The sequence below is a fragment of the Candidatus Melainabacteria bacterium RIFOXYA2_FULL_32_9 genome (assembly GCA_001784615.1).
Taxonomy (GTDB): domain Bacteria; phylum Cyanobacteriota; class Vampirovibrionia; order Gastranaerophilales; family UBA9579; genus UBA9579.
Genome location: MFRQ01000019.1, coordinates 5,291 through 19,263 on the forward strand (window position 1 = coordinate 5,291; position 13,973 = coordinate 19,263).

The 13,973-nt window shown below is 33.2% G+C and carries 12 protein-coding genes, 1 other RNA gene and 1 pseudogene (1 of these 14 cut by a window edge); 7 read left to right on the top strand and 7 right to left on the bottom strand.

Going from position 1 to position 13,973, the window contains the following annotated elements:
- Positions 1 to 673: pseudogene (locus A2255_08970) on the bottom strand (hypothetical protein); it reaches 620 nt to the left of the window's first position.
- A gap of 238 nt (positions 674 to 911) precedes the next feature.
- On the opposite strand from A2255_08970, the gene A2255_08975 reads away from it, so the two are divergent.
- Positions 912 to 1,808: a hypothetical protein gene (locus tag A2255_08975; protein OGI23085.1), complete on the top strand. Its 897-nt coding sequence runs from the start codon at positions 912 to 914 to the stop codon at positions 1,806 to 1,808.
- On the opposite strand, the gene A2255_08980 is transcribed toward A2255_08975, so the two are convergent.
- The 5 genes from A2255_08980 to rnpB form a co-directional block, all read right to left on the bottom strand.
- Positions 1,805 to 1,990, bottom strand: a complete 186-nt coding sequence (locus A2255_08980; protein ID OGI23086.1) for a hypothetical protein — start codon at positions 1,988 to 1,990, stop codon at positions 1,805 to 1,807. The two genes, A2255_08975 and A2255_08980, sit on opposite strands and share 4 nt — an antisense overlap.
- 540 nt (positions 1,991 to 2,530) lie before the next feature.
- Positions 2,531 to 3,331 (bottom strand): hypothetical protein, encoded by an 801-nt coding sequence (locus A2255_08985; protein ID OGI23087.1) that lies wholly within the window; start codon positions 3,329 to 3,331, stop codon positions 2,531 to 2,533.
- Positions 3,315 to 3,716 (bottom strand): hypothetical protein, encoded by a 402-nt coding sequence (locus A2255_08990; GenBank protein OGI23088.1) that lies wholly within the window; start codon positions 3,714 to 3,716, stop codon positions 3,315 to 3,317. The genes A2255_08985 and A2255_08990 overlap by 17 nt, the downstream gene beginning before the upstream one ends.
- Positions 3,717 to 3,947: 231 nt before the next feature.
- Entirely contained in the window at positions 3,948 to 4,223 is a 276-nt protein-coding gene (locus A2255_08995; protein ID OGI23089.1) for a DNA-binding protein, read from the bottom strand.
- A 613-nt stretch (positions 4,224 to 4,836) separates the two neighbouring features.
- An RNA gene (rnpB, locus tag A2255_09000) (RNase P RNA component class A) lies at positions 4,837 to 5,301 on the bottom strand.
- 283 nt (positions 5,302 to 5,584) lie between these two features.
- On the opposite strand from rnpB, the gene A2255_09005 reads away from it, so the two are divergent.
- From A2255_09005 to A2255_09025, 5 genes are all read left to right on the top strand, one after another.
- A complete protein-coding gene (locus A2255_09005) occupies positions 5,585 to 6,244 on the top strand; it encodes a hypothetical protein (GenBank protein OGI23096.1) in 660 nt (219 codons plus the stop codon).
- A gap of 110 nt (positions 6,245 to 6,354) precedes the next feature.
- On the top strand, positions 6,355 to 7,320 hold the full coding sequence (locus tag A2255_09010) for an alcohol dehydrogenase (GenBank protein ID OGI23090.1): 966 nt from the start codon (positions 6,355 to 6,357) through the stop codon (positions 7,318 to 7,320).
- A 796-nt stretch (positions 7,321 to 8,116) separates the two neighbouring features.
- The gene (locus A2255_09015) at positions 8,117 to 9,406 is read left to right on the top strand and encodes a hypothetical protein (protein OGI23091.1); all 1,290 of its coding nucleotides are present in this window, start codon (positions 8,117 to 8,119) and stop codon (positions 9,404 to 9,406) included.
- A 2-nt stretch (positions 9,407 to 9,408) separates the two neighbouring features.
- Positions 9,409 to 10,650, top strand: a complete 1,242-nt coding sequence (locus tag A2255_09020; protein ID OGI23092.1) for a hypothetical protein — start codon at positions 9,409 to 9,411, stop codon at positions 10,648 to 10,650.
- Positions 10,643 to 11,335, top strand: a complete 693-nt coding sequence (locus A2255_09025; GenBank protein OGI23093.1) for an ABC transporter ATP-binding protein — start codon at positions 10,643 to 10,645, stop codon at positions 11,333 to 11,335. The genes A2255_09020 and A2255_09025 overlap by 8 nt, the downstream gene beginning before the upstream one ends.
- Here A2255_09025 and A2255_09030 read toward each other — a convergent pair.
- On the bottom strand, positions 11,324 to 13,009 hold the full coding sequence (locus tag A2255_09030; protein OGI23094.1) for a hypothetical protein: 1,686 nt from the start codon (positions 13,007 to 13,009) through the stop codon (positions 11,324 to 11,326). The genes A2255_09025 and A2255_09030 overlap by 12 nt on opposite strands.
- A gap of 200 nt (positions 13,010 to 13,209) precedes the next feature.
- Here A2255_09030 and A2255_09035 point away from each other — a divergent pair, with 200 nt between their 5' ends.
- Positions 13,210 to 13,662 (top strand): hypothetical protein, encoded by a 453-nt coding sequence (locus A2255_09035; GenBank protein OGI23095.1) that lies wholly within the window; start codon positions 13,210 to 13,212, stop codon positions 13,660 to 13,662.
- Positions 13,663 to 13,973 lie beyond the last annotated feature (311 nt).

Consider the following 13,973-nt stretch of genomic DNA (forward strand, 5'->3'; position numbering starts at 1 on the left):
CTGCACCGAGGCTTGCTCCTGCAATCAGACCTGGTATATCGGCAACAACAAAGCCATCTCCACTTGGTTTTTTAACTACGCCAAGATTTGGAGTTAATGTTGTAAATGGATAATCTGCGATTTTAGGTTTTGCTGCGCTAATTACGCTGATTAATGTGGATTTTCCTGCGTTAGGAAGTCCTAAAAGTCCTATATCAGCAATTAATTTAAGTTCCAGTTCAATATCTCTTTCAATTCCTGGTTCTCCAGGTTCACAAAATTGAGGGGCTCTTCTTATAGAAGTTGCAAATCTGGCATTTCCTCTGCCGCCTCTTCCTCCTGAAGCTACAAGAATTTTATCTCCATGGAGTACCAGATCTCCTATTATTTTATTGCTATTAATATCTCTTACTATTGTTCCGGCTGGAACTTTTATATAAACATCGTCACCATTTTTTCCGTGCTGGTTTTTGCTTCTACCTGGTTCACCATTTTGTGCTAGAAATCTGGATTTATATTTAAAGTCCAGCAATGTAGATAAGCTTTCATCAGCTTCTATATAAACGCTTCCGCCAATTCCGCCATCACCGCCCGCAGGGCCTCCTTTAGGAATGTATTTCTCTTTTCTCCAGGCTACTACACCGTTTCCTCCGGCTCCTGATATTATTTTAATTTTTGATTTATCTATAAACATGGTGGTTTTGTCATTCTATATATTGTATTTACTTGTCACATTAATAATGATGATATTATAAAAATAAGAATATATAAACTCAAATTGTTACGTATATAAGTTTATGATTTGAGATTGCCACGGTGCCAGAGGCACAAACATATCATCAATGATCCTTGTATATTAAATAAAGATTGTTGACGATGTGACTGTGGCTTAGCCACCTCGCAATGACAGGATTTGTATTAGAGGAGGATAAATGAGATTAATAATTTTTATTTCAACTATTGTTTTATCAATGTTTCTAATGGTAGGCTCTTTAGGGTTAAATAATGTTAATGATGAGGTTTCTGAGCTCTTTGAACCCAAAAAAATATCTGTAAAACCTTTTAATAATCTTAAACAAGGACAAACTGCCATAATAGAAGTAAAATCTGATAAAAAGCTGTTGAATCCCTATTTACTTCATAGTGGTAAAAAAATAAAACTTTATAAACAGGGAGAAAATACTTATAGAGGTTTAATAGGATTTGATGCCACTGATAAACCCGGAACTTATAAAATAGCGTTAAATGATGAAACAGGTTATTTAAAAGATGAAACTAAAATAACTCTTGCTGCATCTAAATTTCCAATACAAAATATTAGAGTTTCAGGTAAAGGTGGTGGCTTAGGTGCAACTCAAGACGAGTTAAATAAAGTTCAAAAGTTTAAAGATACGCTAACAGATAATCCTTATTGGTCAAATCCTCCATTCAACAGTCCTACTGATGGTTGTATAATCTCAATTTATGGATTAAATAGGTATTATAATGGTAAACCTTCAGGAAATTATCATAAAGGGATAGACATTAAAGCTCCACAAGGTAGAGCAATAAGGTCAATAGCTGGTGGTAAAGTCTTGATCGGTGAACAGTTTAGACTCCATGGTGGAACCGTTGCCATAGATCACGGACAGGGAGTGAGTTCAATTTATCTGCATATGTCAAAAATTGATGTTAAGCCAGGTCAAATTGTAAAACAGGATCAGCTAATAGGAAAAGTTGGCTCAACAGGTTTTGCAACAGGACCACATTTGCATTGGGGACTTTATATTAATGGTGTTCCTGTTGATCCCATGAATTATTGGGTTAAACCAGTCACAAAATGCAGTTAATATATAGCTTTCATATCTTCACGGAGTTTGGATTGAGCATTAATACATTTTTCTATATCTTCTAAAGTGCAAAGTTGAAGATTTAAAAGAATATTCCCAATCATTATATCGGGATTTTCTTTCTGGTATTCAAGGGCTTCTTTAAGTTGATCAGTAGAGATTACGTTTTTTGTAATTAGCAAATTGCCTAGCTTTGTTAGTTCTTTATAACTTGCTCTTTTATTATCAAATGATTTGCATAAATCTATAGCTAATTAGCTATTGATTGTAGTAGTTAATTTAACCAGACCCGCTTCGTCAATGGCATTTGCAAGCAGTTCTTCTGCAGATGCACCAAATGGGTTATGTTTCTTGGTATTTATGTCAAAAATTTTGATATCTTCAATCATAATTCTCAGCAATATAATAACGTTACTTTACTAAATTAAATGATAAACCATATATAAGTAAACATATATTTGGTTTAGTTATGATTTTTATTTAAATAAAAATCTGCGAGTACTCTGTCGCAAAACTAATATGTCGAGTATTAGTGGATTATTTCAAAAGTTAAGGAGGGTATATTATTTCCGTCGCTGGTGCTAACGCACATAATTAAGTCCTCACTGGAATAATTGATGACTTAAATAAGTGACTGTGTCACCTTCAAATTGACATGGTGCATAGGCTCCTCCAATAACATAACCTCCTGCAATAATCATCATAGCTTTTGAAACAATCTACTAGGAACTCTGTAATAAATTGAGAACAGCTTTTTCGATGTTTTCTTGTCGCATTAGACTTTCACCGACAAGAATTCCTGATACTTCATTATTTTTTAGGAAGATTACATCAGAATTATTATTGATACCAGACTCGCTAATTATAAATTTATCAGGAAATACTCTATTTTGAATGAGATTTATTGTGTTATCTAGCGATACTTCGAAAGTTTCCAGATTTCTATTATTAATTCCTATAATTCTGGCTCCTAATTGTAAAGCTTGTTCCATCTCTGTTTTGTTATGTACTTCTACTAATACATCAAGTCCTATTTCTTTTGCCAGGTTATAATATTTCTGTAATTCGGGAAATTCAAGTGCTGAAACAATAAGAAGTATAATATCAGCTCCTATTAATCTCGTTTGATAAACTTGAAACGGGTCAATGATAAAATCTTTTCTTAAAACAGGCAAATTAATTACTTGTTTTATATCTTTCAAATACTGGATTGATCCCTGGAAAAATTTTTCATCTGTAAGCACTGATATAGCACTAGCTCCGGCATTTTGATATGATAAAGCAATACTTACAGGGTCAAAATTTTCTCTGATTATGCCTTTAGATGGCGATGCCTTCTTTACTTCGGCAATTAATGATATTTTATTTAATTTAGCATTAGTTTCTAATACGCTAATAAAACTTCTTATCGGATTTAGTTTCCGACAAGAAGCTTCTAATTCTTTAACACTTAAACCATATTTGGTTTTTTGTTTATGTACTTCTGCTTTTTTGTATTCAATTATTTTATTTAGAATGTTCATTCTTATCTATAATTTTGATTTGTGAGGGTGAATCGATAATTATTTCCGGTTTACCGTTTGATACTCTAATTATACCTTCTAATAAAACCGTTTTATTTTTAAAATACTCAGCAGGGTCTTCTATTCCAGCCAGAATAAATGAAGGAATAACATCATTGTATATTACTGCACTAAGTGAAGTGTTGAAATTTTTACCGAAATTTAATGATATAACTCTGTATTTTTCGGATATGTCGATGCTTGAAATTGTGCCTGTGACTCTAGAATATTGACTAATATTGCAGATTAATTGCACTAGATTTTCTGCCTCTAAAGACAAATTATTAGCTCCAAATACTGGAGTATGTACTAGTAATAATGCCAGAATTAAGCAAAATTTCTTCATTTATAATCAGCACCTTTCTTTAAATAATTATACTAAAAAAATTGATTTAGTAAAAATCAGAATATACTTTACTAGATTATTAAAACCTCTGAATATTAATAATTAACTTCAATCGCTAATTAATTTTATTCAATCTATTCGGGTTAATTAACTATTGGTGCTGAAAAATTCAGGAATAAACATTAAAAAAGGGAGCCAGAAATTGGCTCCCTTTTAAGCTTCGTTACTAAACTACTTAGCAACAACTTCTTTGAATTTTTTACCAGCTGAGAAAACAGGAACTGTTTTAGCAGGAATTTTGATTTCTGCGCCAGTTTGTGGATTTCTGCCGGTTCTAGCTGCACGTTTGCGAGCTTCAAATGTACCAAAACCAACTAAGGTTACTTTTTTACCTTTAGAAACTGTTTTTTCGATAGTTTCTAAAACTAATGTGATGATTTCGGAAGCTTGTTTTTGTGAAACTTTAGCTTTTCTTGAAATCTCTTTTACTAATTCTTCTTTATTCATAAGGAACCTCCTTTACTAAACTATTTAAATTATACCCGCTTTCTGTTTTTTAGCAATAACTTTTTTGAAAATAATACGAATAAACTAAAAATTAATTATACTTTTTCTGCTTTTTTAGAAATAATCTTTGGATTTTGTATATAGAACTATCAAAAAGACCTTATACTATACCACTATATCTAGTGTGATCTATTAACAGTATATTAATGTGCTTATTCATACTAATAAATATCAAATAATTCCCTCTTGATTATAAAATAATTAGTTAGATTGCTAATAATCTCAATAATTATACTTTTGGGGATAATTCTTACTTGTATCACTCTGATTATATACCTTTTAAAATTATTTTTTCCGAACAATTAAAAAAACCACTATATGTGGTTAGCGGTGAAAAAAATAAAATTTAGTATTTTGCGAAATTTCATTTATATAATTTATCTTAACAAAACTTAACAATTGTGTCTTTTATTCTTCAACATTCAGTTTTTCATGTTTGATTGCTATAAAAGTATAACCAGTCAAGTTGACCTTGAACTGGGAAGTAAAGTTGGTTGAGCTGAGACGACTATACTTTTAAAGCAAAATGGTGAACTTAATAATATATACTACAAAAGGAAGTAGCCTATAAGCCGGGTTCTGTAAGCAAAGTCAAGCTTTGCCTGATGATCATCTATCTGGGATGTTTGTTGCCAAACACCTCTAGCGGATTACATGGGAACAGCGGGTCACTTTAGTTCCCATTACCTTGCACCAAGCTGGGGTTTACCTAGCCAACACCTCTCGATGTTGCTGGTGGTCTCTTACATTAAGGGATTTGCACCCCACCACCGTTGCACCCTTACCTGCGAAGCGGGTATAAATAAACCCTTTTGGGCTTACACCCGTTTCACATAGGCGGTCTTCATTTCTGTGGCACTATCCTCACAGTCACCTGCACTGGACGTTATCCAGCAGCCTGCCCTCTGGTGCCCGGACTTTCCTCAGGCAGCAAGGCTGCACCCTTATGTCATCAATTCTCGCAAGATGCGGGATTTGAAAAATGGAGCCCTCTGCCCGCGATCATCTGAACTACTTCCTTTTGTAGTACAATCCATATTATAAGACATAAAAACCAAAATAATAGTTCCAGTTATCAATGCAAATTTTCTAAGGACAAGATATTAATGATATTAATTGAATTACTAAATAGTTTTAGCAAAATTCTCAAAAACCCACCCTCCTCACCCTAAAGGTTAATATGTATTTATATAAGAAGATAATAAATAAAAATCATGTTTATAAAGAAATTTAATTTAACTAAAGAATCTTTGCAGTCAATTCTCTCTGATAAAGACAATAAAAGAGAATTCGTTTGTCATATGTTTGATAATATTGCAGGTGACTATGACATGATGAACGAAATAATGAGCTTTGGAATGAATCGTAGTATCAAGAAGCAGGTTATAAAAAATGTTCCTTTAAAATCTGATGCGAAGATTCTTGATATTTGCTCAGGAACAGGAGATATAGCGGTTTTTCTTGCTAAATATTTCAATATTTCAGGTAAAATCATCGGAATAGATTTTTCTAAAAATATGCTGGATATTGCACGAGAGAAAGCTAAAGGTATTGATAATATTGAGTTTATTCAGGGGGATGCGCTTAATTTGCCTTTTGATGATGAAACTTTTGATGCGTGTTTTATAGGATACGGTCTCAGGAACCTTGTTGATCTTAAAAAAGGCATTAGCGAAATGAAAAGAGTTACCAAAAAAGGCGGTTATGTTGTAAATCTTGATTTAGGTAAGTCAAAAGGTTTATTTAATTCCGTGTTTAGACTCTATTTCTTTAATATTGTACCGGCTTTTGGGAAGATTTTCCATGGAGATTATACTCCTTATAGGTATTTGCCTGAGTCTAATGAGAAATTTCCTTCTCAGGATGAGTTAGTTGGTATATTTAGAGAACTCGGTTTTAGCGAAGTTAAAAACTATAATTATGTATTTGGTACAATAGCTCAGCAGGTAGCAAAAGTATAAAGAGAGGTGGTATTACCACCTAATTTAGGTTAACGCCTGAAGTTTTGATACATATAAACCTGACTTGTAAATATCAGTTAACGGTAATGCATTACTAAAGAGAGAGATATATGCGTGCAATTGAATTTAATGGGGAAATAAAGATACATAATGATTTCCCAAAGCCTGAACCTGACGTGGGTGAGGCTCTAATAAAAGTTAATTTAGCAGGAATTTGTAATACTGACCTTGAAATTATGAAAGGTTATATGGATTTTACTGGTGTATTAGGGCATGAATTTGTTGGGGTTGTTGAAAAGGTAAATAGTGAAAATCAGGATTTATCAGGTAAAAGGGTGGTTGGTGAAATTAATTGTGCTTGTGGGGTTTGTGATTATTGTTTAAAAGGCTTAAAAAATCATTGTCCTACCAGAAATGTATTAGGTATTTTAAATAAAAATGGATGCTTTGCTGATTATATTACTCTCCCTGTTAAAAATCTTGTCGAGGTTCCTGATTCAGTAAGCGATGAAGAAGCAGTATTGGCCGAACCTTTAGCTGCTGCTTTTGAAATTATTGATCAGGTATATTTAAAACCATCTGATAAAGTTCTGGTTTTAGGTGATGGCAAACTGGGTTTGCTTGTTGCGCTTGTTTTAAATCTTTCTCCTGCTAAAATTTTGCTTGTTGGAAAGCATGAAGATAAACTCGAAATAGCTAGTGCTCAGGGTATCAGGACTGTTCTGCTTGATAATCTTTCTCAAAATAGGGATTATGATGTTGTTGTTGATGCAACCGGTTCTGCTGGTGGTTTTGAATTAGCTCAAAAATTGGTGAAACCAAGAGGTGCAATAGTATTAAAAAGTACAGTTGCTGAAAATAAAAATATTAATCTTTCTACCATGGTTATTAATGAAATCACTCTGGTAGGTTCCAGGTGCGGACCTTTTAAACCTGCTATGAAGGCTCTTGAAAATAAGCTTGTTGATGTTAAACCATTAATTTCAAAAATCTTTGGCTTTGATCAGGCCAAAGAAGCTATTGAATTTAGCAGAAGAAAAGGTGTTCTTAAAGTTTTGATAGACTTTAAAAGGTAATTTTTGGTAATTATTAACTTTTTTCTGGTTTAGGGATCATTCTATATATTATAAAGAATATTATTATACTTATTGATGTCAGGAAAGTATAAATCATATACATTTCTTGATTTAGTAATGCAAAAATCATCGATAATATCATTCCCACTTTCACCTCTTACCATTCTTAGTTTAAACCACTTGGGCTATTTGGACATCCGATAGAGGGATAATATAATCCTGGATTATACTATTTTATTTAATACGCCTGGGATATTTATATATCTGGATTTTTTGAGGATAAATATATAAGTGAAAAAAGTTGATTATTTAGAGTGCAATAATCATTTATATATACTCAAATTGCTGACTACATAAGCTTGAGATTACTTCACAAGAAGGATTATTATCTAGTGGTAAGATTTGTAAATAATATGTTAAAAGCAAACCCCCTGTCATTGCGAAAATTCCGAAGGAATCTGTGGCAATCTATCCATTTACATTTAAAAGCTAGTATTCATAATTGGTAAGATCCTCACGTCGCTACGCTCCTCAGGATGACAGTAGGTATTATTGGAAGGATTGATGACTAAGAAAAGTGCCTCTGGCACCTCAGGATGACAGTTCGGGAGATTGTAGCATATTATTGTCGATCTATACACTAGTATTCATATAAAACTGACTGTGTTATCTTAGCCACCTCATTAAGTATCAACTTGAGTTATATATACTATTTTTAAAATGTATAGCAAGTAGGTTGTTTATGTTATTGACATTACGCTCGAAAATATTTGCTTCAAGAAGAAGGATATTGCTTTTGGCTTTATTTCTAATTATTGTGCTTGGATTTATTGCTTTTTGGTTTTTAAGTAGAGTTGAAGTTGTAGCATTTAAAGTTAAAAGAGAAGATGCGATAAAAGGAGTAACAGTTTCCGGTACGGTTGAGTCCAGGCAGGATGTTAGGCTAGCAACGCAGGTTACCGGCACAATTCAGGAACTTAGATTTAGAGAAGGGGATTTTGTTAATCAAGGGCAAATATTAGCTGTTTTAAACAGGAATGAAGTCGTTGGGAATTTGACTACTGCACAAGGGCAACTTCAAACGGCTCAGGCTGAGGTGCAAAATCTGGTAACTGAGCCTCGTCCTCAAAATGTAGCAATTGCACAGGCTCAAGTAGAAGAAACGCAGGAAAATACAGATGTTCTTCAGCAAGAACTTCAAATAGCCAGAGTTCAACAGCAAGAAGCAATTAGTGAAGAACAGAGATTACAAAGACTATACCAGCAAGGAGCAGTAAGTTTCAGGGAATTTGAAAGAGCAGGTTTTGCCAGAGTTCAAATTGAAGAGCAAATTGATGCTACTCAAAGTCAAATTCAGGCAGCAAGGGCAAGGCTTACTCAGGCAAGGGAAAATCTGAATCTTGTACAGGCAGGAGTGAAAGAACAACAAATACAGGCAGCTAGAGGACAAGTTCAAGCTGCACGAGGTGGAATTCAGTCAGTACTTGGAAGGCTTGAAGAGTATATAATAAGGGCGCCTGTAACGGGTTATATTGTCGAAAAAATTAGGGATATAGGAGAGGTTATTTCTCCAAATGCTCCTATAGCTAGACTTGTTACTCCAGCAGCCTTGTACTTGAGTACTCAGGTAGAGGAAAATGAGCTTGAAAGTATTAAAGTAGGGCAGTCTGTTTATGTAATTTTTGATGCTTATCCTAATGAGACATTTAGAGGAAATGTTATAGAGGTCTCTAAAAATGTTGATCCAATTACAGGTACTTTTGAAGCTAAAGTTTCTGTCCCTGGGCAAAAGGGACTTCCTGTTCTTGTCGGAATGACAGCAGATGCAACCATAATTATTCAACAGGTTAATAATGCAATAATTATTCCAGATGAGTTTATTTATACAGAGAATCAAAAGAAATATGTATTAAAGAAGAAAAATGGTAAAGCTGTTAAGACATATGTTAAAGGGGTGGCTTTTGATAACAATAGATTTAGGGTTACAAAAGGTTTAACTGAAAATGATGTAATAGTTAAAGGAGTTGAAGGCAAAAAAGTTAAACCCGATAATCGAATAAAAATTGTTGAAAATTATAGAGATTAATTATGAAATTCTATGAGTTTTTTATTGCCTGGCGTTATATAACCGCAAATATTAAACAGTCTTTTATTATTGCAGGGGCTGTTGCTATAGGAGTTTCAATTATTATATTTGTGCCTTCAATTAACCTCAGCTTTTTTAATGATCTAATTGATAGAACAGTTGCGAGTGCTCCTCACGTAAATATTACTAAAGAAATAGATACTTTTCAGAGAGATATCAGGGTTTTAGACCGAAAATTTAAAGAGAATCTGTTATTGATTGATCAAACCCAGACTCGTCGACGTGATATTAGCTCATATCGAGGAGTATTACAAGAGATAACTCCCATCAGTGGAATTATAGCTGCTGCACCATTTGCTAGTGGTCAGGGTATTATAGTTAGGGGAGCAGAAGAAAGAGGGGTTTCCATTAGAGGTATTATTCCTGAAATAGAGGTAAATATTATTAATATTCAGGATGATATTATAAGAGGCAGAATTCAAAATCTGGGTACAACTGATATAGTAATTGGGGTAGAGCTTGCGGAGGAATTGAATGTAGACCTTGAAGATCGGGTTACTTTAACAGGGCCTAGAGGAATTGCAAGAACTTTTAGGATAGTTGGGATTTTTTCTACCGGTTTAAGAGGGCCTGATGAAGGACAAGTATATATAGGACTTAATTCTGCGCAACAATTGCTTGACTTAGGTAACGATGTTACCGGTATTGGGGTCAAAGTTAACGATATTTATATGGCAGATCAAATTGCAGCAAGAATCGAGAATGTTACAGGTCTTGATGCAACCAGCTGGATAGAGGATAACAGGCAAATTATTGAGCAAGTAGCAAGATTTAGGCTGATTATCGGATTTATCAATTTTTTAATTATTTTTGCTGCAGCATCAAGCATTACAAGTGTATTTATATTATTAATATCTTCTAAATCTAAAGAGATAGGTATTTTAAAATCAATGGGAGCTAAAAATCTTTCTATTATGTCTGTGTTCTTGACTCAGGCTATGATATCAAGTGTGGTTGGATATTTAGGGGGGATAGTAGGGGCTAAATTATTAATTTCTTGGTATAGCTATATCTTAAGTACAACCACAGAGACTTTCTTAACTACAGAACTACCTGAATTAACTTTAAATACACAGTATGCTCTTATTGCTCTATTCTACTCAATGCTGGCCAGTTTCCTTGCAAGTATTATTCCTGCTTATCAAGCTGCAAGATTAAAGCCTGTGGAGGCTATAAATGCCTGATACTTTAATTAAACTTGATAATGTTACTAAAATTTATTCAGGTATTCAGCCTGTTTATGCCATCAGGGATATAAATCTTACTATATCTAAAGGCGAATTCATTAGTATAGTAGGGCCAAGTGGCTCAGGAAAAAGTACGCTGATGAATGTTATGGGGCTGCTTGATACCACAACTTTCGGAAAACTCTATTATTTAGGCCAGGAAACTTCAAAATGGAATGGTATCAGAAAAGCTGAATTTAGAAATAAAGAAATAGGATTTATTTTTCAGGCGCATCTTTTGTTGCCTGAGTTTACAGCACTGGAGAATGTTTTGATGCCTGTTTATATAGCAAGAAACCTTAACAAAGAAAAGGTTGATTATGCTAAAGAGATTTTAGACAGTGTAGGCTTGAGTGATAAAATGTACATTAGGCCAACTCAGCTATCAGGTGGGCAGAATCAAAGGGTTGCGATAGCTAGAGCTTTAATGAATAAGCCGTCAGTTGTTTTTGCAGATGAGCCAACAGGTGCTCTTGATCAGAAAACAGCGAATGATATTTATAATTTATTTAGAAAAATTAATAGTGAAGCTGGCATGACTTTTATTATCGTTACTCATGAAAGGGATCTTGCACAAAAAGCAGATCGGCTTATTCAATTAGTAGATGGATATATAGTTAGTGATGAGAAATTAGCTCACTAATAGCTGTATATTATGCTGTTTTAACCAATTTTTTCTTACGTCATTAGAACCTGTAAAGCTTGTAAAATGTGGTTCTATAGCAATTCTGTTTTTTGGTTTTATCTCGAAAGGTTTGTTATTGAAGCTTTTTATGTATTCAATAAGCGCATACCCTTTATCCCAGCTTAGTTCCTCTTTATTTTTGGTGTTTAATATCTCAATTATATTGAATGCCTTATTATAATTAGCTTTGTATAATAAATGTTCGTCATAAACTATACTATATTGCTTGTCTGGATCGATAGGTATTTTTGAATTATCATTACTTTCAAGTATTAAGTTTTTTACATCTCTAGTGTTAGTTATAGTGTATTTAATTCCTGAGACTTGAATAGCAGAAGAGCTTTTACCTTTACCTACTGCCCAGCTTAAGACTTCTTGTAATTCTTTTCCAGATAAATTTATTTTATAGACGTTATTTTTAAAAGGAGATAAGTTTTGGATATCTCTTGTTGTAATTTCCCCTGCTTTTAAGCCGTTATTTACGAGCGCATTATCATTAACCATTAGAGCTATTTGCGCTCCGGCTTTGTTTCTCATAGCGTCAGCAAATAAACTTGCCATAGGGTTTTCACATCTGTATTTTTTTATTGGATTGTAAGGTTTTTCTAAAAATCCAAGAGCTTCTGACTTACCCAGGATTTCATCTTTAAGCTTTTGCACCTTAAGATCTTTTACCGGGGTTTCATTATCAATTATTTTGTTATTTGCTTCTTTGATTATTCCATCTGAATCGAAAATTATATCCAGGGTACCAACTTGTTCACCATCTTTTCCTGCTTCCAGAAGTATAACAGGTTCTTTTTCCGGTGTTAAAAATAAATTTTTTCCTGGATCTATGCCTTTTAAAACGTTGTGAGTATGTCCGCCTACAATTACGTCTATTCCTGAAACTTTATTAGCTATATATTTATCATTTTTATATCCTAAGTGAGAAAGTAAGATTATTTTATTTATGTTTTGCTTCTCGAGTAAACTTACCTCTTTTTCAATTTCTTCAGTGGTTTTATATAAATTTTTGACCTGAATTCCATCCATGCCAGGATTAAGTCTGGCTGATTCTTTTAAACTTATTGGAGTTGCTCCGACAAATCCATAGTTATGTCCATTTCTGGTCATTATGCAGGATTTTACAAGTTTTTTATCTTTAATACTTTTAGCTAAAGGATTTTTTTCATCAATATCCAGGTTTGTTACAACAAATTTAAATGGTGATAAGTTATTTCGTATAGCATGCTCATTCATTTTATCTATTTGTTCTTGAAGTTTGATTGTCCCGGCATCAAACTCATGATTTCCTATAGCAGAAAGATCGATGCCTATTAAATTCATAAACTTTAGGACCAGGTCACCTATTTTTTCTCCTAACCCTACTTTCATATCGCCGCCTGATAGTAAAAACTTGTCTGTATCAGGATTTTTCAGCTTAAATTCATCAGCTTTAGCTTTTATCCCATCCATATTGGCTAATCTGGAATGTAGATCATTTACGTAAAATATCGATGTTTTAACATCAGCATCAGACTTTGATGCTGTGTTTATGTAAGAATTTCTACTTGTAAAGCTAACTAAATTGTTTAAAGAAAGATTATAAACCATAACCTCCAGCTCACACAAAATATCCCCTATAACCATTTAAATCCTTAAATCTAAATAGTTAATAATAATGGCTAATTTATTAAGAAATTGTTACTTCAACTATCTGGTTTTTTATATTTAAAACTGAAATTTAGCTGTATAACATTAAACTTTTAGCTAATGCTACATAAAATAAGCTGTGTTAATAGTCTTTTAACTCGTATATCTAAATATTAATATGAATTTAGGAGGCAATTATGCAGTTTTATGTGAAAGATATAATGTCTACTGACTTGATTACAGTAAGAGAAGACACTGCTATTAGAGATTTGATAAAAATATTTGCTGATAAAGGCGTGTTGGGAGTGCCTGTAATTGATAAAGAAGGTTATGTGACCGGTGTTGTCAGCTCCATTGATATATTAAAAAATGAAAGTTCTCATACTTTTTATCTTGATCCACTTATGAGAAATTTCGAAATGAGCTTGCTAGAAGATGTAAAGTTTTTCGATCAGCCAGTCTCAAATATAATGTCAAGAGATGTGTATTCAATAGGTCCTAATGAGTCTATAGCAAGAATGGCAAGAATTATGTATGATAAAAAAATACACAGACTATTGGTTACAGAATACAATAAACTTGTCGGGTTAGTTACAACCTTTGATTTATTAAAACTGCTTGCTTCAAGTGATGAAGAAGTGGTAATTTAATTTTTTTATATTAATGTATTTGCCTCTACAGAAAAATAATTATGTAATATAAGTATATGAGGTTCGGGGCGAAGCCCTGACTTGCTTTGATTTACGGATGTTGGAACGTCAATGAATGCTAGTAGAGCCATGTTTGAGTGAAGCGAGTTTGGCTCGGCTAACTCAGACTGAAATAAGATAAGTTCCGAACAGCCGTTATTATTAACTGGGTTTTTCCTTCTTTTTGTTTGCAGTACCTATCCAAGAAAGTAATTAGTAAACTGAACAAATTGATTTCACTGTATCTTGCTTATCAAGAAGATTATACAGAG